Source organism: Candidatus Merdisoma sp. HCP28S3_D10 (assembly GCF_052065835.1).
Lineage (GTDB): Bacteria > Bacillota > Clostridia > Lachnospirales > Lachnospiraceae > Laedolimicola.
Genome location: NZ_JBQHTG010000002.1, coordinates 119,822 through 138,542, shown reverse-complemented (window position 1 = coordinate 138,542; position 18,721 = coordinate 119,822). Strand labels below are relative to the sequence as shown.

General features: G+C 52.0%; 20 protein-coding genes and 1 pseudogene. 1 reads left to right on the top strand and 20 read right to left on the bottom strand.

Annotation, left to right across the window (positions count from 1 at the left end; translation table 11 throughout):
• Positions 1-24 precede the first annotated feature (24 nt).
• The 12 genes from ACTNCH_RS05780 to ACTNCH_RS05725 all read right to left on the bottom strand — a co-directional run bounded on the left by ACTNCH_RS05780 (position 25) and on the right by ACTNCH_RS05725 (position 12,372).
• A complete protein-coding gene (locus tag ACTNCH_RS05780) occupies positions 25-1,545 on the bottom strand; it encodes an ASKHA domain-containing protein (protein WP_441016542.1) in 1,521 nt (506 codons plus the stop codon).
• A 6-nt stretch (positions 1,546-1,551) separates the two neighbouring features.
• The gene (gene ilvC / locus ACTNCH_RS05775) at positions 1,552-2,607 is read right to left on the bottom strand and encodes a ketol-acid reductoisomerase (RefSeq protein ID WP_441017814.1); all 1,056 of its coding nucleotides are present in this window, start codon (positions 2,605-2,607) and stop codon (positions 1,552-1,554) included.
• A 63-nt stretch (positions 2,608-2,670) separates the two neighbouring features.
• A complete protein-coding gene (gene ilvN, locus ACTNCH_RS05770; protein ID WP_158362301.1) occupies positions 2,671-3,204 on the bottom strand; it encodes an acetolactate synthase small subunit in 534 nt (177 codons plus the stop codon).
• A gap of 148 nt (positions 3,205-3,352) precedes the next feature.
• On the bottom strand, positions 3,353-4,147 hold the full coding sequence (locus tag ACTNCH_RS05765) for an ABC transporter ATP-binding protein (RefSeq protein WP_441016537.1): 795 nt from the start codon (positions 4,145-4,147) through the stop codon (positions 3,353-3,355).
• Positions 4,140-5,069, bottom strand: coding sequence for an ABC transporter permease (locus ACTNCH_RS05760; protein WP_441016534.1), 930 nt, complete (start codon positions 5,067-5,069; stop codon positions 4,140-4,142). The genes ACTNCH_RS05765 and ACTNCH_RS05760 overlap by 8 nt, the downstream gene beginning before the upstream one ends.
• A gap of 128 nt (positions 5,070-5,197) precedes the next feature.
• Complete coding sequence (locus ACTNCH_RS05755) at positions 5,198-6,238, bottom strand: ABC transporter substrate-binding protein (RefSeq protein ID WP_441016531.1); 1,041 nt, start codon at positions 6,236-6,238, stop codon at positions 5,198-5,200.
• A 214-nt stretch (positions 6,239-6,452) separates the two neighbouring features.
• Complete coding sequence (locus tag ACTNCH_RS05750; protein ID WP_441016528.1) at positions 6,453-6,995, bottom strand: hypothetical protein; 543 nt, start codon at positions 6,993-6,995, stop codon at positions 6,453-6,455.
• Positions 6,985-8,001 carry a hypothetical protein gene (locus ACTNCH_RS05745; protein WP_441016525.1) on the bottom strand — a complete coding sequence of 339 codons (1,017 nt, stop codon included), beginning with the start codon at positions 7,999-8,001 and terminating at the stop codon, positions 6,985-6,987. Before ACTNCH_RS05745 ends, ACTNCH_RS05750 begins: the two co-directional genes overlap by 11 nt.
• Positions 8,002-8,015: 14 nt before the next feature.
• A complete protein-coding gene (locus tag ACTNCH_RS05740; protein ID WP_441016522.1) occupies positions 8,016-9,026 on the bottom strand; it encodes an NAD(P)H-dependent glycerol-3-phosphate dehydrogenase in 1,011 nt (336 codons plus the stop codon).
• 10 nt (positions 9,027-9,036) lie between these two features.
• Positions 9,037-9,681 (bottom strand): glycerol-3-phosphate 1-O-acyltransferase PlsY, encoded by a 645-nt coding sequence (gene plsY / locus ACTNCH_RS05735; protein ID WP_441016519.1) that lies wholly within the window; start codon positions 9,679-9,681, stop codon positions 9,037-9,039.
• Positions 9,678-11,006, bottom strand: a complete 1,329-nt coding sequence (gene der, locus ACTNCH_RS05730; RefSeq protein ID WP_441016516.1) for a ribosome biogenesis GTPase Der — start codon at positions 11,004-11,006, stop codon at positions 9,678-9,680. Before der ends, plsY begins: the two co-directional genes overlap by 4 nt.
• 13 nt (positions 11,007-11,019) lie before the next feature.
• Entirely contained in the window at positions 11,020-12,372 is a 1,353-nt protein-coding gene (locus ACTNCH_RS05725; RefSeq protein WP_441016513.1) for a DUF512 domain-containing protein, read from the bottom strand.
• 127 nt (positions 12,373-12,499) lie between these two features.
• On the opposite strand from ACTNCH_RS05725, the gene ACTNCH_RS05720 reads away from it, so the two are divergent.
• Entirely contained in the window at positions 12,500-13,684 is a 1,185-nt protein-coding gene (locus tag ACTNCH_RS05720; protein ID WP_441016510.1) for a ribose-phosphate pyrophosphokinase, read from the top strand.
• A 38-nt stretch (positions 13,685-13,722) separates the two neighbouring features.
• Here ACTNCH_RS05720 and pgeF read toward each other — a convergent pair whose 3' ends face one another.
• The 8 genes and pseudogenes from pgeF to ACTNCH_RS05680 form a co-directional block, all read right to left on the bottom strand.
• Entirely contained in the window at positions 13,723-14,574 is an 852-nt protein-coding gene (gene pgeF / locus ACTNCH_RS05715) for a peptidoglycan editing factor PgeF (RefSeq protein WP_441016507.1), read from the bottom strand.
• Between the two features lie 18 nt (positions 14,575-14,592).
• Positions 14,593-14,952 (bottom strand): YraN family protein, encoded by a 360-nt coding sequence (locus tag ACTNCH_RS05710; RefSeq protein ID WP_441016504.1) that lies wholly within the window; start codon positions 14,950-14,952, stop codon positions 14,593-14,595.
• 156 nt (positions 14,953-15,108) lie between these two features.
• Positions 15,109-15,777 carry a ribonuclease HII gene (locus tag ACTNCH_RS05705; protein ID WP_441016501.1) on the bottom strand — a complete coding sequence of 223 codons (669 nt, stop codon included), beginning with the start codon at positions 15,775-15,777 and terminating at the stop codon, positions 15,109-15,111.
• 10 nt (positions 15,778-15,787) lie between these two features.
• Positions 15,788-16,363 (bottom strand): signal peptidase I, encoded by a 576-nt coding sequence (gene lepB / locus ACTNCH_RS05700; protein ID WP_441016498.1) that lies wholly within the window; start codon positions 16,361-16,363, stop codon positions 15,788-15,790.
• Between the two features lie 16 nt (positions 16,364-16,379).
• Entirely contained in the window at positions 16,380-17,222 is an 843-nt protein-coding gene (gene ylqF, locus ACTNCH_RS05695) for a ribosome biogenesis GTPase YlqF (RefSeq protein WP_441016495.1), read from the bottom strand.
• 16 nt (positions 17,223-17,238) lie between these two features.
• A complete protein-coding gene (gene lepB / locus ACTNCH_RS05690; RefSeq protein ID WP_441016492.1) occupies positions 17,239-17,817 on the bottom strand; it encodes a signal peptidase I in 579 nt (192 codons plus the stop codon).
• 121 nt (positions 17,818-17,938) lie between these two features.
• Positions 17,939-18,286: a 50S ribosomal protein L19 gene (rplS, locus tag ACTNCH_RS05685; RefSeq protein ID WP_441016489.1), complete on the bottom strand. Its 348-nt coding sequence runs from the start codon at positions 18,284-18,286 to the stop codon at positions 17,939-17,941.
• 223 nt (positions 18,287-18,509) lie between these two features.
• A pseudogene (locus ACTNCH_RS05680) lies at positions 18,510-18,671 on the bottom strand (uracil-xanthine permease family protein); the annotation flags it as partial.
• Positions 18,672-18,721 lie beyond the last annotated feature (50 nt).

Genomic DNA, 18,721 nt, shown 5'->3' with positions numbered 1-18,721 from the left:
TTATACTATAACTCTTTTTGTTGTTCAAGAGTTTTTTTCTATTTTTTTCTGCCGTTCCAGAAGCCTCCTCTGTACCGACGGAAAACGCTGTAAATCCGTATGGGGAATGGCCCGGGCTGCTCCCATAAGCTCCAGGAAATCCTCCACCGCGCCAAACTGCACGTACTGCATCCGCTCGATGATGGCTTCCGCCTTCTCCGTAAGGCTTCGATCCAGCAGCAGCATTTTCGCCCCCTGCAGGGAGGTGTTTCCCGGGGAAATGATTTTCTCCCGAGCAATGTCCGGGTACATGCCGATGGTAACCGCAGACTCCTTATCAATATGGGTTCCAAAGGCCCCCGCCACATAAAAGCGATCCACGTCCCCCATGGTAAGGCCAATGAGATTCATCATATATTCCACCATGGTCATGGCCGCCGCCTTGGTGCAGATAAACTCATCGATGTCACTCTGATAAAAGAAAAGTCCCGGCGCGTATTCGATGCCCTGTTTTTCATATTCTTCCACCTGAAATCTGCCACGCAGGTCAATCCAGCCGTTCAGATAAAGCTCTGCCAGCAGATCCACGATACCGGAGCCACAGATCCCCTTCGCCTCTGTCTCACCAATGACATGGATCTTCAACCGTCCATTTTCTGTAGTCACCTTATCTACCGCGCCGTTTTCCGCCCGCATACCGGTATGGACCGAACCGCCCTCCAGGGCCGGTCCTGCCGCGCCTGCGCCTGCCAGCAGAAATTCCCGGTTGCCTACCACCAGCTCTCCGTTGGTTCCCACGTCCAGGAAAACGCTGATCTCCTCCCGATCGGGAAGCCCCGTAGCCAGCATTCCGCTGATGATATCGCCGCCCAGATAATTCTCCATAGCCGGGCAGAGAGATACAAAGCCCTGCACCGGGATCCCAAGCTCTGCGCCCCGGCATACCTCCGGCTCCAGAGTCTGCACCGCATAAGGGGAATGAAAAACTCCGAAGGCGTCCAGACCCAGCAGGAAATGTATCATGGTCGTATTGCCCGCCACCGTTAAAATATTACACTGTTGTGTATTGATACCCGTCTGCCGCTGAAGCTCTGCCATCAGCTGCCGGAACCCCTCTGCGGTAGCTTCCTGCAGCTCACGCCGCCGCTCCGGGTGATCTTTTGTATAGAAGATACGGGTCAGGATATCGTCCCCATACGCGATCTGCGGATTAAACACACTGGCCGAGGCAAGGGTTTCCTTTGTACGCAGATCCACCAGCTCCATCACCATCGTAGTGCTTCCCAAATCCGCGCAAAGCCCATAATGCTGCTCTGTCGTGTCGCCCGGTTCCAGCGCCAGAAGCTCCCAGATACGTCCGTCAAAGCCTAAGGAAGCCGTCACATGCCAGTCCGCCTGCTCACAGATCACCTGACACTCCGCCAACACTGCCGGACGGATCCGAATTTCCGCGCAAAGAGAAGCACAGTCCCCAAGAGCAGCCAAAAGCCGCTTCTGCATGGATCTGTGGTCCTCCTCACAGGGACGGGGCAGATCTAAAACTACTTTTCTACTCCATTCCTTCATATGTTACTAGTTATCCAGCAGCTTGTCCTGGCCATTCCAGCTGTACAGCTTACGGATTTCCTTTCCAATCTTCTCTGACGGATGCTCAGCAGCCAGCTTTCTCATAGCCTTGAAGTGAGCCTGTCCGCCTGCCGGAGACATATCAAGCAGGAAGTCCTTTGCGAAGGTACCGTCCTGGATATCCTTCAGGATCTTCTTCATGGTCTTCTTGGTCTCCTCTGTGATAAGCTTCGGTCCGGTGATATAATCGCCGTACTCTGCAGTATTGGAGATAGAATAACGCATTCCTTCGAAGCCGGACTGGTAAATCAGGTCTACGATCAGCTTCATCTCATGGATACACTCGAAGTAAGCATTTCTCGGGTCGTAACCAGCTTCTACCAGAGTCTCGAAACCAGCCTGCATCAGAGCGCATACGCCGCCGCACAGAACTGCCTGCTCACCGAACAGGTCTGTCTCTGTCTCGGTTCTGAATGTGGTCTCCAGGATACCGGCTCTTGCTCCGCCGATAGCCAGACCGTATGCCAGAGCATACTCCAGAGCCTTGCCGGTGGCATCCTGCTCTACCGCTACCAGACAGGGAGTTCCCTTTCCGGCCTGATACTCGCTTCTTACAGTGTGGCCCGGTGCCTTCGGCGCGATCATGGTAACGTCTACGTTCTTCGGCGGTACGATCTGATTGAAATGAATATTGAAGCCGTGGGAGAACATCAGCATGTTGCCCTCTTCCAGGTTCGGCTCGATATCCTTCTTGTACATAGCTGCCTGCAGCTCGTCGTTGATCAGAATCATGATAATGTCTGCGCGCTTTGCAGCCTCTGCTGCTGTATAAACCTCAAATCCCTGCTCCTCTGCTCTCTTCCAGGACTTGCTTCCCTCATAAAGGCCGATAATGACATGGCATCCGGACTCCTTTGCGTTCAGTGCCTGTGCGTGTCCCTGGCTGCCGTATCCGATTACTGCGATGGTCTTTCCATCCAGCAGAGACAGATTGCAGTCTTCCTGATAATAGATCTTTGCCATTTTTTCATTCCTCCGTTTTATTTTGTGTAATAAATTTATGCTTGAGGCGGCGGCATCCGGCCCGCAGCCGGTAATGGGTCACCTGAAGTATCGTAAATAAAATTAGCTGAAATCGTAGTCCATAAGCCGACCGTCCTCATCGTACATCTTCACATCGAAGGTGCCCCGGGACAGACCGGTGATACCGGTTCTCGCCAGCTCCAGAATCTCATATCCGCTTAACAGGTCAATAAAGGCGTCCACCTTGGACTGATTGCCGGTCAGTTCGATGACCAGGGATTCCTTTGCCACGTCCACGATCTTCGCGCGGAAAATATTCGCTACCGCAATCAGAGACTGGCGGTTCTCCTCGCTGACCTTCAGCTTAATCATAATCAGCTCCCGGCAGATCGAGGTCTCCGGCTCCAGGCGCTTGATATCAATTACATCCACCAGCTTATTTAACTGATTCTCAATCTGCTGCATAATAATCTCGTCACCCTTGGCTACTACCGTAGCGCGGGAATAGCGGGGATCGGCTGTCACGCCAACTGTCAGGCTGTCGATATTGTAACCACGGCGGCTGAACAGGCCTGCGATACGGCTTAACACACCGGAAGTATTATCGACCAGAATAGAAAATACAACTCGTTTCATATATCTCACTTCCCTTTTCAGTGTTTGCTGTACGGACATTTGTTCGCACAGTCGAGGCTTTCTATTGATTCTACCAAGTTAGGCACCCATTGTCAACTCTAAATCAAGGAATCTTTCTTTCCTTTTTTCAGAATCATTTTCAGACGCCTCAGGCCAGCATCATGCGGTCATTGGCAAACTCGCCGCCGCTGACCTCTTCGAATTTGGCAAGCAGATCGGAAACCTTCAGTTTCTTCTTTTCCTCCCCTGCCACATCGTAGATCACATGGCCCTCATACATCATAATCAGACGGTTGCCATGGGCAATGGCGTCCTTCATATTGTGGGTAATCATCAGGGTCGTCAGGTTGTCCTCTCCCACAATCCGGTCGGTAGCCTCCAGAACCTTCGCCGCTGTCTTCGGATCCAGCGCGGCTGTATGCTCGTCCAGAAGCAGAAGTCTCGGCTTTTTCAAGGTAGCCATCAGAAGGGTCAGCGCCTGACGCTGTCCGCCGGACAGAAGTCCCACCTTACTGGTCAGACGATCCTCCAGGCCCAGTCCCAAGGCTGACAGGCGTTCCTTATAATACTCCCGCTCCTTCTGGGTAATGCCCGGCTTCAGAAAGCGCATCGCGCCTCTTCTGGCAGCCAGCGCCATATTTTCCTCAATCTGCATACCGGCTGCGGTTCCGGTCATGGGATCCTGGAACACGCGTCCCAGATATGCCGCGCGCTTGTGCTCCGGCAGCTTTGTCACGTCCACATTGTCAATAAAGATTTTTCCCTCGTCCACGGGCCACACACCTGCCACTGCGTTCAGCATGGTGGATTTTCCCGCTCCGTTACCGCCGATGACCGTAACGAAATCTCCTTCGTTCAGATGAAGATTCAGTCCGGACAGGGCCGTCTTTTCATTTACGGTTCCTGCATTGAAGGTCTTCCATACATTTTCCACTCTAAGCATTTGCCGCACCTCCCTTTTTTACCGGCTTTGCAAAATACTTTCCCTTCAGATAGGGAATCGCCAGAAATACCGCCACAACCAGAGCGGAAATCAGCTTCATATCGTTGGCGTTTAAGCCCGCCATGATAACCAGCTGGTATACAATCCAGTAAATAATAGCGCCCAGCACGACCGTAAAAAGCTTAAAGCCGAAGTTCCGGCTGATTTTTCCGAAAATCACATTTCCGATGATAACGGCCGCCAGACCGATTACAATGGCGCCGCGGCCTGCGTTCACGTCCGCAAAGCCATTGTACTGGGCGTAAAGTCCGCTGGACAGAGCCACGATACCGTTGGAAATCATCAGGCCGATGATCTTGCTGGTATCCGTATTGATACCCTGGGCTCTGGACATATGCTCGTTATTGCCGGTCGCCCGGATGGAGCAGCCCAGCTCTGTTCCGAAGAACCAGTACAGAATTCCGATAATAAGAAGGACAAACACGCCCGCCACAAAATTGGTATTCTGATAGAAGGGAACGCCCTTTACCCAGCGAAGAGAAACAATCTGGTCATACTTGCCGAAAGCCAGGGCCTGGTTTGCCTTTTCTCCCATGATACGGAGGTTGATCGAGTAAAGTCCCAGCTGGGTCAGGATTCCTGCCAGAATCGCCGGAATTCCCATGGCCGTATGGAACAAGCCGGTCACCAGACCTGCCAGCATACCTGCCAGGAACGCTACAAACAGGGACATCCATACGGAATGACCACTCTGCATCATCATAATGCAGACCGCGCCTCCGGTAGCCATGGTTCCGTCTACCGTCAGATCCGCCAGATCCAGCACCTTATAGGTGATATACACACCGATTGCCATAATACCCCAGATCAAACCCTGCGCGCAGGGACCGGGCAACGCATTCAAAAACTTTAAAACATCCACTTTTCTATCCTCCTGCCTTGTAATCACGCAAAAATGCGTAAAGCTCTCAATATTATAGCAAAAAGCAGGTAAAAAGGGAAGTCCTTTTTACCCGCCTTCTTAAATCTGTCTCAAATGTGTACTTCAGCTTACTCTGCTGTCTCAATCGCTACATAGTCGTCCGGAATGGTTACACCCATTGCCTCAGCAATCTCCGGATTATACTTCTTTGTGAATTCCGGTGCGTACTCCACAGGCATCTCGGAAACCTTTGCCTCGCCTGTCAGAATCTTGACAGCCATCTTACCGGTTGCCACACCCAGATCGTAGTAGCTGATAGAAAGGGTTGCCACGCCACAGCCTGCGCAGATACCTTCCTCACCGGCGATAATCGGAACGCTGGCCGGCTCGCAGATATTGCGAACAATCTCTGTATTGGACGCTACGGTATTATCGGTCGGCAGATATATTACATCGCTTTCATTTGCAGCGGTTGTAGCTACGGAAGCCAGATCGTTGGAATCAGAGAAGGAATACTGCTTGCAGGTATAGCCAAGCTTCTCCAGGGCTGCCTGCACGGTGTCTACCTGGTACTGGGAGTTGGCCTCAGCGGAGCAGTACAGAAGTCCTACATTCTTTGCATCCGGGAACAGCTCCTGCAGCATGGCTGCCTGCTGATCCAGCGGAGCCAGGTCGGAGGTACCGGATACGTTGGTTCCTACCAGACCGTCGAAGTTGTCGATATCCAGCGCTACGCCGTACTCTGTAACAGCGGTTCCCAGTACCGGAATGGTATCGGTTCCCTGTGCTGCCGCCTGCAGGGCCGGTGTAGCGTTTGCCAGAATCAAATCTACATTATCGGATACAAACTGATTGATGATCGTCGCGCAGGTAGCGGAATCTCCGGAAGCATTCTGCTCCTCAAAGGTTACGTTATCCTTTCCAAGTCCTTCTTCCACTGCATCCTTAAAGCCCTGGGTCGCTGCATCCAGCGCCTCATGCTGTACCAGCTGGCAGATGCCGATGGTGTAGGTCTGTCCGTCTGTGGAAGCCGCGTCTGCGGTATCGGTGGTCTCTGTGGTTTCTGCTGCTTCGGTGTCTGCTGTAGTGGTATCAGCTTTGCTTCCTCCGCAGGCTGCCAGTGACAGTGTCATGGTTCCTGCCAGTGCCAGTGCAAGTAACTTTTTCATAGTAATTCCTCCTGTATATCCTCCATTTTGCAACACTGACGCTTTGACGCCACAATGCTTTGGCGCATTAAAGTGTCGCATGATTTTATTATTTTATACCTGAGGATAACATTTGTCAATGTTTAATTGGGAAAATACAGAAAAAATTCCCCTTTCCAAAGGCTGCGCTTATTTGTACGCTCACCTGAAAGGGGAATTCCTCCATCTTCGTCCGTTATTCGATTGTCATCTCGAAACTGATTCTCTCGTTACTTACATCTCCCGGATAATAATCGACCGTGAAGCTTTTTACGCCGTCCAGAATCTGTACCACCTTGTGATACGCGCCGGTACGGCCTGCAGGAAGATAGGTATAGTCGTAATCTTCGAACAGGTACCGGGGCCGGCTTTCTTCCTCTTCGGTGCTCCACCAGTCCAGCACATCGTTATAATTACCGCTGTCCTCATTGAAGTAAACGCCGTAATAATCGTCCCCGTAGCGGGTCTCATCTCCCTCGTTGGTGACCTGGAAATCCAGCCGGTAGAAGGTGTAGCCTTCCTCTGCCTGCGCCCCCTCATAGGTGTCGCCCAGACACTCGCTGCCGACAGGCTCCAGGGTACAATAAGAACCTCTGGTATCCGTAGGAATCCTACCGGGGATCGTCCGTTTGATCCAAAGCTGCAGGGTAACTGCCAGAAAAATAATTCCCAAGACCAGAAAGATACCGCCGATGATACGAAGCACAAACGTATTCTGATCCGTCGTCCTAGATTCCATCTCCGGCACCTCCTTCCTGCGCTTCAAAGTCTTCCGGACCGGGTACGGCAACAGACATATTGCCGTTCTCATCAATGGAAATTTCCTCCGGCAACAGACCGTCCGCCTCCGCTTCGTCCGCGGCTTTCTCAAGCTCTGCGGCCTCGTCCACAGTCAGGCTCTCGATGGGCAGTTCAATCCGATGGGCGCGGATCAGATTCCCGCCATCCCAGTCGCTGCAGTCGTACTCGTCCAGCCAAAGCACTGCCGTATCCGCGTCAGCGTCCACCAGGAAACCATACCAGCCATCACAAAATGCCTCTCCCTTAAAGGAGCTTTCATCTAATGCCGGGTACACACCCAGGATCTGAGCATAGGGCTCAAAATAATAGCCCGAAATAGGTTCCTGGTAACGGCCGTCTGTCTCCAGATAGAGCCCATATATCCCATTATAATCCTCGTACCGGCCATCACTCTCGCCCTGCACATGGACGGCCACCAGCTTTTTTCTTTCCTCCATGGTCGGGAAGATACTCGGATCTGCCACCTCCCGGCACTCCGGTACCTGCAGTGTCATATTCTCCTGGAAGACAAAAGAAGCACCCGCTTCATGTTTCATGATTTCCAGACCGCTTCCATTCTCCGGACTCGTCACAAATACGCTTACCATGGGATTGACTGTCGTATAGATGATGGTTCCAATCAGCAGGAACACACTGAGTACAAAGAACAGGATGCAGACTCCAAAGAAGCCCGCGCCCTTTTTCTTCGCCGTCTCTCCTTCAAAGGCCGTATAGGTATAGCTGTCCTCCTGATAAGTAAAGCTTCCATCCCGTTCTTCGCCCGGATGGGCACTGAAAGTTCGGTGGCTTCTATGACAGTCCTCGTCGGAGCTGTCGCCAAAACGTTCGTGCATGGTCTCATGCTGCTCTTCCACCGTTTCCCTTCGGTTGAAGCAGCCGCATTTAGGGCAGATACCGTAGTATTTCTCATAATCAAATTTTTTATTGCAGTTATAGCAGCGCATAGACGGCCCTCCCTTTACTCCCAGGGGAGCTGTGAATTTTCAATTTTTTTATCCCGGAGCATTAGCTCAGACACGGCCTCCTTCGGGGACTTGTCCTCAAATAGTACCTTGTTGACCTGCTCGATAATCGGAATTTCGATGTGGTATTTCCGGGCAAGCGCCACCGCAGCCTTTGCCGAATAAACGCCCTCCACTACCATCTTTACCTCGTCCATGGCTTCCTGCATGGTTCGTCCCTGGCCCATCAGGTAACCGGCCTTCCGGTTCCGGCTGTGTACCGAGGCGCAGGTGACGATCAGATCGCCGATGCCGGACAGTCCGTTGAAGGTTTCCTGCCGTCCGCCCATGGCGGTGCCTATGCGGCTCATCTCCGCGATACCGCGGGTAATCAGGGCCGCTTTGGTATTATCACCATAACCCAGGCCGTCCGCGATACCTGCTGCCAGCGCAATCACATTTTTCAGCGCGCCGCCCAGCTCAATTCCCAGCATATCCGGGCTGGTATAGACACGAAATACCTGGTTCATAAAAAGATTCTGAATGCACTCTGCCGTCTCCCGGTCATGGGCGCCTGCCACCACCGTGGTAGGCAGTCCCCGGCTCACCTCTTCCGCATGGCTGGGGCCTGAAAGAACCGCCGCCCTGCAGTCAGGGATTTCATCTTCTATAACCTCTGTCATAATCTTCAGGGTGCTCTCCTCGATGCCCTTGGAAACACAGACAATCAGCTGTCCCTTTGCCACATAGGGAGCCATTTTCCCTGCCGTAGCGCGGATGCAGGCAGACGGAACCGCCAGCACCAGCATATCCATACCGGTTATCGCTTCCTCCAGATCGTTGGTAATCCGGATCGTTTCCGGAATCTTAACTCCCGGAAGTTTTCCCACCAGCTCCCGGTTCTTTAAAAGGCTCTCCACGGAGGCTCTGGAATGGGACCAGAGGGTGACCTCGTGTCCGTTGTTGTGGAGCACCAACGCAAGAGCCGTTCCCCAGCTTCCTGCTCCAATTACACCTGTCTTTGCCATACTTCTCTCCTTATTCCGCTTTCTGGCCGAGCTTGCTCTCGGTTCCCTTCATCAGTCTTCCGATATTTTTCCGGTGACGGAAGATAGCCATCAGACACAGGAAAATGGTGATGGCGTAAAGCTCATAGAGGTGTCCCTGTGACAGCCCCCACTTTCCCTGCTGCCCAAACAGAATCGTTCCCACCGGCAGCCAGATACTGACCAGAATGGAACCCAGGGATACGTAACGGGTCGCGCCTACGGCGCCTCCAAATAATACAACGGCCACCAGGGTCATCACCGGATCCAGGGACAGGTACAGGCCTGCAGTAGCCGCAATACCCTTTCCACCCTTAAACTTCAGATAAAAAGGAAAGTTATGCCCCAGAATCACACCCAGGGCTGCGTACATTCCCAGAAGCACGCCCATATGTTCATCCGGATAACGGCCCGCAAACAGGGCGCGTACCAAAAGCACCGCGAAGACACACTTAAAGCAGTCTCCCAGCAGGGTAATCAGACCTGCCTTCCAGCCAAGCGTCCGGAGCGCGTTGGTAGCTCCCGCGTTACCGCTTCCATGCTGGCGGATATCCGTACCTTTTAATTCTCCATAGATATAACCGGTCTGAAACAGACCGAACACATAGCCGATGGCCACACATGCCAGACGTATCACTGCTGCTCACCCTTTCTTTCCCGAATCAGGAACCGGAGCGCGGTTCCCTTGAAGCCGAAGGCATCCCGGATCTTATTTTCCAGATATCTGGTATAAGAGAAATGCATCAGCTCCTTGTCGTTTACAAAGATGACAAAGGTGGGTGGCTTCACCGCAACCTGTGTAATATAGAAAAGCTTCAGGCGCTTGCCTTTGTCTGAAGGCGGCTGCTGAAGGGCAACGGCCTCCGTCATGATCTCGTTCAGCACGCCGGTTGCCACCCGAAGGTTCTGATTCTGAATGACCATATCAATCAGTTCAAAGAGCTTCGGCAGACGCTGTCCGGTTACCGCGGAGATAAACGTAATCTCCGCGTAAGGCATGTATGCTAAAATATTGCGGATTTTATTGGTGTATTCGTATACGGTCTTATCGTTTTTCTCAATGGCGTCCCATTTATTAACCGCAATGATAATACCTTTACCGCGCTCATGAGCGATACCGGCAATCTTCGCATCCTGCTCCGTCACGCCCTCCTTGGCGTCAATCACCAGGATGACCACATCGGCCCGCTCCACGGCTGTCACCGTACGGATGATACTGTAGCGCTCCAACTCCTCCTTGATCTTGTTCTTACGGCGGAGTCCCGCGGTATCAATAAAGATATAGTCCTTCCCGTTGCGGCGCACCTCCGTATCGATGGCGTCGCGGGTGGTGCCTGCAATATTGGACACAATGACACGGTTTTCTCCGATCAGCTTATTGATAATGGAAGATTTTCCCACATTCGGCTTTCCGACGATGGCGATCCGGGGACGGTCGTCCTCCTCAATTTCTCCGGTCTGCTCCGGGAAATGCTTTACCACTTCATCCAGCAGATCGCCGATACCCAGACGGGAGGCTGCGGAAATCGGCACCGGATCCCCGATACCCAGGTTATAAAATTCATAGGTATCCGCCATGAATTTCTGGAAGCTGTCCACCTTGTTGATGGCCAGGACGACCGGCTTTCTGGAACGACGCAGCATATCTGCCACCTTGGAATCCGCGTCCACCAGTCCCTGACGCACATCTGCCAGGAAAATAATCACGTCCGCGGTATCAATGGCAATCTGTGCCTGCTCCCGCATCTGGGACAGGATAATGTCGCTGCTGTCCGGTTCGATTCCGCCGGTATCAATCAGGGTAAAGGCGTGATCCAGCCAGGTTACATCCGCGTAAATACGGTCTCTGGTTACTCCGGGCGTGTCCTTTACAATGGAAATATTTTCTCCCGCCAGTGCGTTAAAAAGCGTTGATTTTCCAACGTTGGGACGACCCACAATCGCTACGATTGGTTTACTCATTCTAAAAATTCTCCTATTCTTCTGTCTGATCTTCCTGTATCTGAATTTCATTTCTGCCGAGCACGGCATTCAGAAAAGATTTTCCGTCTGATTTTACAATAGTTATGGGCACTTGTAAAGCCCCGGACAATTCTTCTACGGTCACATCGTCTAAGAATACCTGCTCGCCGCTTTTCATCATGTGCTCGGTCAGCAGGAGTTCCTCACCCAGCTTCACGTCTGAAAGCTGGTTTTTCAGATCCTGTCCGGTCAGAAGACCCGCCACTGTGATTTTCCCTCCGAAGAAATCATTTTTCACAGCCTTTACCTGCAGATCCAGTCTGGGGTATTTTTCCCGAATTCTGGCTCCAAGCTCCGCCAGAATCGGCGCCGCCAGTTCTCCGGTGGCGATGGTCACATGACGCTCCCGCTCATCTCCCGGAAGTGCCGCCAGTTCTTCCTGTACCTCTTCCTTCAGTAACCGCACCATACCGACGCCATTTTCCAGCTGCAGATAACCGTCGTAGCTGTCCTCCTCGGGAAGCTCCTCCTCCGCCAGCAGATACCACTCGTCCCCCGCGTGGATAAAATGATTGCCATATTCCCGATACAGACGCTCCTGCCAGCTGTGAATCAGCTTCAGGACCTCCTTCGCGTCCTCTTTCGTAAAGGGCGTCAGCGGATACAGGCCGTCCCGGTACCGGGTCAGTCCCACCGGAACCACCGACACACTCTGCAGATAAGGCAGATAGCCGGTCAGCTTCTCGATACTGTATTCCAGCTCCTTTCCGTCATTGACGCCCTTGCAGAGTACAATCTGTCCATTCATGGTGATACCCGCCTCATAAAAACGCTCTACTTTTTTCAGGGCGTCCCCCGCAAAGCGGTTATGCAGCATCTCACAGCGAAGCTTGGGATTCATGGTCTGGAAGGAAATATTGATAGGCTCCATACGGTAGGTAATGATACGCTCCACGTCCGCGTCGCTCATATTGGTCAGCGTCACATAATTACCCTGCAAAAAGGACAGTCTGGAATCGTCGTCCTTGAAATACAGAGTATCCCGCATCCCCTTCGGAAGCTGATCGATAAAACAGAAAATGCATTTATTGCTGCAGGAACGGTAATCGTCCATCATGCCATTTTCAAATTCAATACCCAGATCATCCTCGTATTCCTTCTCAATCTCCAGCTCCCATTCTTCCCCGCTTGCTTTCCGAACCAGAAGCTCCAGATATTCTTCGTTGATCAGATAATGATAATCAAAGACGTCCCCCACCGGCTGTCCATTTACCGATACCAGTACGTCTCCCGGTTCCAGCTCCAGCTCTTCGGCAATGCTGCCCGGTTCTATGGTTTTTATTATATGTTCTCTCTTTTTTTTCATAAAAACTCCTTTTTCTTCTTCATCATCATACATTATTTGAAAATAAAAAGCAATCTGTCTTGACGATCTGTATCGGAAAATGGTATAAATATAAATTAAGTAACGATCTATTATTCGGAGGAACATCATGTCAGAAACAAATCAGTTCGATAATATTTTACCTATTGCGCCGTTGAAAATTGCCGCTTTGGAAAGCAGCCTTTTTTTTGCGGAGAAAGTAGACCGCTATCTTGTAGATTTCCGCAAGACAGCAAATATGCAGCACAGAGATAATGTTTATTTCCAGGAATACGCACAGGATTCTTACCTGGTAGACTGCTCCTGCCCCCGCTTCGGAACCGGTGAAGCCAAGGGAAGACTGGGTGAATCTGTCCGCGGAAGCGATCTGTTCATTATTGTAGATGTATGCAACTACAGTCTTACCTATCATGTCTGCGGCCATGAGAATCATATGTCCCCGGACGACCATTATCAGGATCTGAAGCGTATCATTTCCGCCGCTACCGGTAAGGCTCACCGCATCAATGTGGTCATTCCCTTCCTTTATGAGGGCCGCCAGCACCGCCGTACCAACCGGGAGTCCCTGGACTGCGCTATCGCCCTGCAGGAGCTTCAGAACATGGGCGTCACCAATATCATCACCTTCGACGCTCACGATCCCCGCGTCCAGAACGCGACACCGCTGAACGGTTTCGATAACTTCCAGCCGCCCTACCAGTTTATGAAGGCGCTGCTCCGCACCGAGCCGGATCTGCAGGTGGACAACGATCACCTGATGATCATTGCTCCCGATGAGGGCGCTATGGAGCGTGCGGTATACTTCTCCAACGTACTGGGCATTGACCTGGGTATGTTCTATAAGAGAAGAGATTACTCTACCATCATCAATGGCAAGAACCCCATTGTGGCCCACGAGTTCCTGGGCGACTCTCTCACCGGCAAGGACGTTATCATCATCGATGATATGATTTCCTCCGGCGGAAGTATGCTGGACGTAGCCAAGCAGATGAAGGAGCGGGGAGCCCGCAATGTCTATGTCTGCTGTACCTTCGGTCTCTTTACCGACGGCTTTGAGAAATTTGACGAATATTATGAAAAGGGTTATATCAAGCGGATCGTAACCACCAACCTGAACTACCGCTCTCCGGAGCTTCTCGCGAAGCCCTACTACACAGAGGCGGACATGACCAAGTTCCTGGCTACTATCATTGATACCCTGAACCACGACACTCCCATCGGAAAGATCAACAACCCGACGGAGAAGATCCGGAAGCTTTTGGAAAAGCGGAAGGACGGAAAACTGAATCTGTAGTAAAAATGCCGCTCCATCGAAAGATGGAACGGCGTTTTTTAGCGTAGCATCAGGAACGCGCCCAGATTGCCCCGCCTTCCGTGGCTCGCCCGGTGGCTGAACAGCAGGGTGGGATTACAACAGGTACAGAGATCCGTAACTGCCATATGCTCTTTTCGGATACCTGCCTCCGCAAAAATCCGTTCATTGGCTTTCCAGAGGTTTAACTGGTATTTGCCGTCTGCTTTTTCGTAAAACAGCTCCGGCCAGGATTCTTCGGAAAAGGCCTGCCGGAATTCATCTATCACATCGACGCTGACCTCATAGCAGTCCTGGCAGATGGAAGGGCCGATGACCGCCCGGATATCCGCCGGATTGCTTCCGTAGGTTTCTTCCATCCGCTCCACAGTTTTCTTTCCTATCTTCCCTACGGTTCCCCGCCAGCCGGAATGGGACAGACCGATGGCTCGCTTTACCGGATCCACAAAATACAGCGGGACACAGTCCGCGTAAAAGGTGGCCAGCGTCAGTCCCTGCACATTGGTAATCATGCCGTCCACATCCCGATAATCCTTTGGTCTGGCAAAGCCCTTTCCCCGGTCCTCTTCCGTCATCACCCGTACGTTCGTGGTATGGGTCTGATCGGAGCAGACCAGGCTTTCGCAATCAAAGCCTACGGCTTCCCCCAGCCTCCGGTAATTTTCCCGCACCGCCTCTTCCCGGTCTCCTCTGGTGAAACTCACATTCATACTGCTATAGTCTCCCTCGCTCACACCGCCCAGCCGGGTGGAAAAGCCCTGGGTGACGATTCCGATTTCTTCCAGCAACGGGAAGCTTAAGAAAGGCACCCCTGCATGCTCCACAAGCCTTGTGGTTACTCTGCCTTTTACTTTTTTCCAGTTCTGTTCCATGGAACTTTCCTCCTTTGTTTAATAAAAGCAATACGGAAACGCGTCCCGAATCACCCGGATCTCGCGTCCCTGAATCGCCACCACATCAAAGCGGCAGCTCTGATTGTCCGGAATCCGCCGCAGCATCCGGTAATAATCTGCCGTCTTGCAGATCTTCTGCTGCTTACGATAATCCACTGCCTCCGCCGGATCCCCGTACGCCCCGGTCTTCCGGTATTTTACCTCAATAAATACAAGGACGCTGCCGTCCCGGGCAATCAGATCGATCTCACCCAGACGGCAGCGAAAATTCCGTTCCACTATCCGATAGCCCCTGCATTCCAGGAATTCAGCGGCCAAAGCTTCCTCTTCTGTGCCGATTTGACGGCGGTTCTGCATAGAAGCCCTCCTAATTTTTTTCAGCGTAATCTTCTTGAATTGTAAACAATTCAAGAAGCATCGGATATTCATCCGATGTGAAAAGAATAGCAAAAACAAGCTTACAAGCAAGCTTGACACTTGTTTTCACTATCCTTTTCACGCCCTCTAAATTATTTACGTAAAATTTTTGATAAATGTTCTGCGGTGAATCGGCGTCAGCCCCAGCTCCTTCAAGGCCGCGATATGCTGGGCCGAACCGTAACCTTTATTGGAGGCAAAGCCATAGCCCGGATATATTTCTTCATATTCTGCCATCATCCGGTCACGCGTCACCTTGGCAATGATACTGGCTGCCGCAATGGACACACTTTTTGCGTCGCCCTTGATAATTGGCACCTGGGGAAGTTCCACCAGCGGAATGGTCACCGCGTCGTTCAGCAGCACCGACGGCTGTATCTCCAGATTTCCAATCGCCATCCGCATGGCCTCATAGGTGGCCTGTAAAATATTGATCTCGTCAATGCGGGCCGGGCTGATAACGCCGATTCCCGTAGCCACGGCCTTTTCCATAATCTCATCGTATAGAAGCTCCCTCTTTTTCTCGGAAAGCTTCTTGGAATCGTTGAGATACAGAATCTCACAGTCCGTCGGCAGAATCACCGCTCCGGCCACCACCGGACCGGCCAGCGGGCCTCTTCCCACCTCGTCGATACCGCAGACAGCTCCATAGCCCTCATACTGGTGCTCAAAGGAGCGCATAGCTTCCAGACGCTCACGCTCCTTCTGTAATTTTTCCAGCTTCCGCTGTTCACGCTCCAGGCGCAGCTGTTCTGTCTTTGTCATGTTCCCACTCCTATTGATGCTTCAGAATCCCAAAAGAATTCAGCGGCCAGATCCGCAGCCATGCCCGGCCGATGATCTCCTTCCGGTGAATCAGCGCCACGCTTGGGTCACGGCTGTCCGAGCTGTAATTCCGATTATCACCCAGCACAAAATACTCATCCTCACCCAGGGTAATGGGTTCTGCCGCCAGTCCTGCGTCCTGCATCACTTCACGCCCGTAGGATTCCTTCAACAGCTCCCCATTGATATAGATCTCTCCATCTGTGATCTGAACTGTCTCACCGGGCAGTCCGATGATCCGCTTGATATAGTAGGTATTATCCTTATATCGGAACGGAAATACGATGATATCAAAACGCTCCGGGTCATGGAACCGGTATGTAAGCTTATCCACAATGAGCTGATCCCCGTCGTCCAGAGTATTCTCCATGGACTCGCCGCTCACATGAGTCCGCTGTCCCACAAAGGTAATAATCAGGAAGGTGATCACCAGAACAACGCCCACATAGACCAGCATTCCCAGGAGCTCCCGCATTACATTCGGCTTCTCTTCTTCGATTTCTTCCTGTCTGTCTTTCTTTGCCATTCGTCTGTCCTCCTGCTTATTCCGGCAGCTCCAGGGTAATACGTCCCAGCTTTCCACTCCGGAAATCCTCCAAAAGAATCACTGCCGCCTTGGTCAGATCCGGTTCGCCGCCCTTCTGCAGGCAGCCCCGCCGTTTCGCGATTTCGCCCAGAAGTTCCACTTCCCCCAGCGCTTCGTCTGCCCCGTAGCGTTCCACCAGCGTACCACTGTAGCGGGCCTTCAGAAGCTTCAGAAGTTCCATGGACAGCTCCTCGATATTCAGGATCTCTTCTTTAATCGATCCAATCATGGCAAGCTTGATGCCCACCTCCTGGTCCTCAAACTTGGGCCAGAGGATTCCCGGCGTATCCAGAAGCTCTACCTGCTTATTCAGACGCACCCACTGGGCTCCCTTGGTGACGCCGGGCTTATTGCCGGTCTTGGTGCAGGCCTTGCCCGCAAAGCTATTGATAAAGGTGGATTTTCCCACGTTGGGGATACCTGCCACCATGGCCCGGACCGGCCGGTTCAGAATTCCTCTTCGCCGGTCACGCTCGATTTTTTCCTTGCAGGCTTCCTGTACAGCTGCATTTACGCTTTTAAAGCCCGCGCCGCTGCGGGAATTCAGCTTTACGACCTGAAAGCCCTTTGCCCTGAAATAAGCGCTCCATGCCTCGTTGGCTGCCTCGTCTGCCAGATCCGACTTGTTCAGCAGCAGCAGTCTCGCCTTATTACGTCCCAGATCATCGATGTCCGGATTCCGGCTGCTTAAGGGCACCCGCGCGTCCACCAGCTCAATCACCAGATCCACCAGCTTGATATTTTCCTGCATCATTCTCCGGGCCTTGGTCATATGGCCGGGATACCACTGTATATTCATATTCATTCTCCGTTATTTATTTCAGACGTCCGAAGCGCTCTCCGGGCGTCACTGTAAACCAGGCCTTGCCCAGTATTTCTTCCTTCTTCACATTGCCGATATTGGCGCTCCGGCTGTCCTCGCTGTTGTTCCGGTTATCGCCCAGCACAAAATACTCGTCGGTACCCAGCTTCACGCCGTCCTCTGCCAGGCCTGCATCCTGCATACTCTCTGTCTGTACCGTTTCATTCAGCAATTCTCCGTTTACAAAGACGCGGCCGCTTTTCACCGTAACCGTGTCTCCGGGCTTTCCCACCACCCGCTTGATATGATAATGGGCGTTCTGATTGCCCTTTGGCTTAAATACAATCAAATCTCCGTAATCCGGCGACTTCACCTCATAGACCAGCCGGTTGATCAGCACCTTGTCTCCGCTTTTCAGGGTCGGTTCCATGGACTCTCCCACGTTACTTAAGGAATAGCCGAAAAACCAGACCACCATACAGCCCACCACAAAGGCAAGAAACACCTCGCCTATCCAGAAAGCCGCGCCCTGCAGAGCCGTCAGATTCAGCTTCTTTTTTCTCCGCCGGAAATTCAGTCCTCTTCTTCGCATCGTTATACCTCCCGCATCTTTTTCATGGGATTCTGCCGGATGGCCTTTCACATAGCGATGGGCTACATGAAAGAAAAAGGGAGAATATACATTCTCCCCTTATCCTTAACAACCTTCGTGATTATTTTACAAGCTCTTTTACCTTTGCGCGCTTTCCTACACGTCCTCTTAAGTAGTTCAGCTTTGCACGTCTTACTTTACCATGACGAACAACCTCAACCTTCTCTACGTTCGGGGAATGCAGCGGCCATGTCTTCTCAACACCAACACCGTTGGAATTCTTTCTTACAGTAAAGGTAGCGCGAACTCCGCCGCCCTGCTTCTTCAGTACGATACCCTCGAATACCTGAATACGCTCACGGTTTCCCTCTTTGATCTTACCGTAAACCTTTACGGTATCTCCTACCTTGAACTCCGGTGCTTCAGCCTTCAGCTGCTCAGCTTCAATGTTCTTAATAATCTCGTTCATTTCGTTGTCTCCTCCTTGTTTTCTGGATGTTCTTACCGCCAGTACGAAGGACCCGAAACCGCACCGGAGGCCGGCGCGTATCTGCTTCGCTTCTCTTTCCTACGAAAGATGCCCTTTTCCCACTGCTGCAGCAGCGGACCATCTGCTTTTTATCACAACGTGGTTAATTTTATCATAGGCCTTCCTAAAATGCAAGGCTTATTTCGCATAAATTTCTTAATTCTTACGCGTGAATACCCCGGTTCTCATCACCGGACCCATTCACGCCGAATTCGTAATCATTTCCCGGCAAAATCATGTTCAGCAAGATACCTGCGATAGCCAGCGCGGTCAGAGTAATCGGTGTGCCGCCTACTGTAAAAGTCACGCCGCTGCTGAAGCCCAGAATCAGCATTTTGGGTATGCCCAGCTTTCTGGCGTCGTGAATTACTCCAT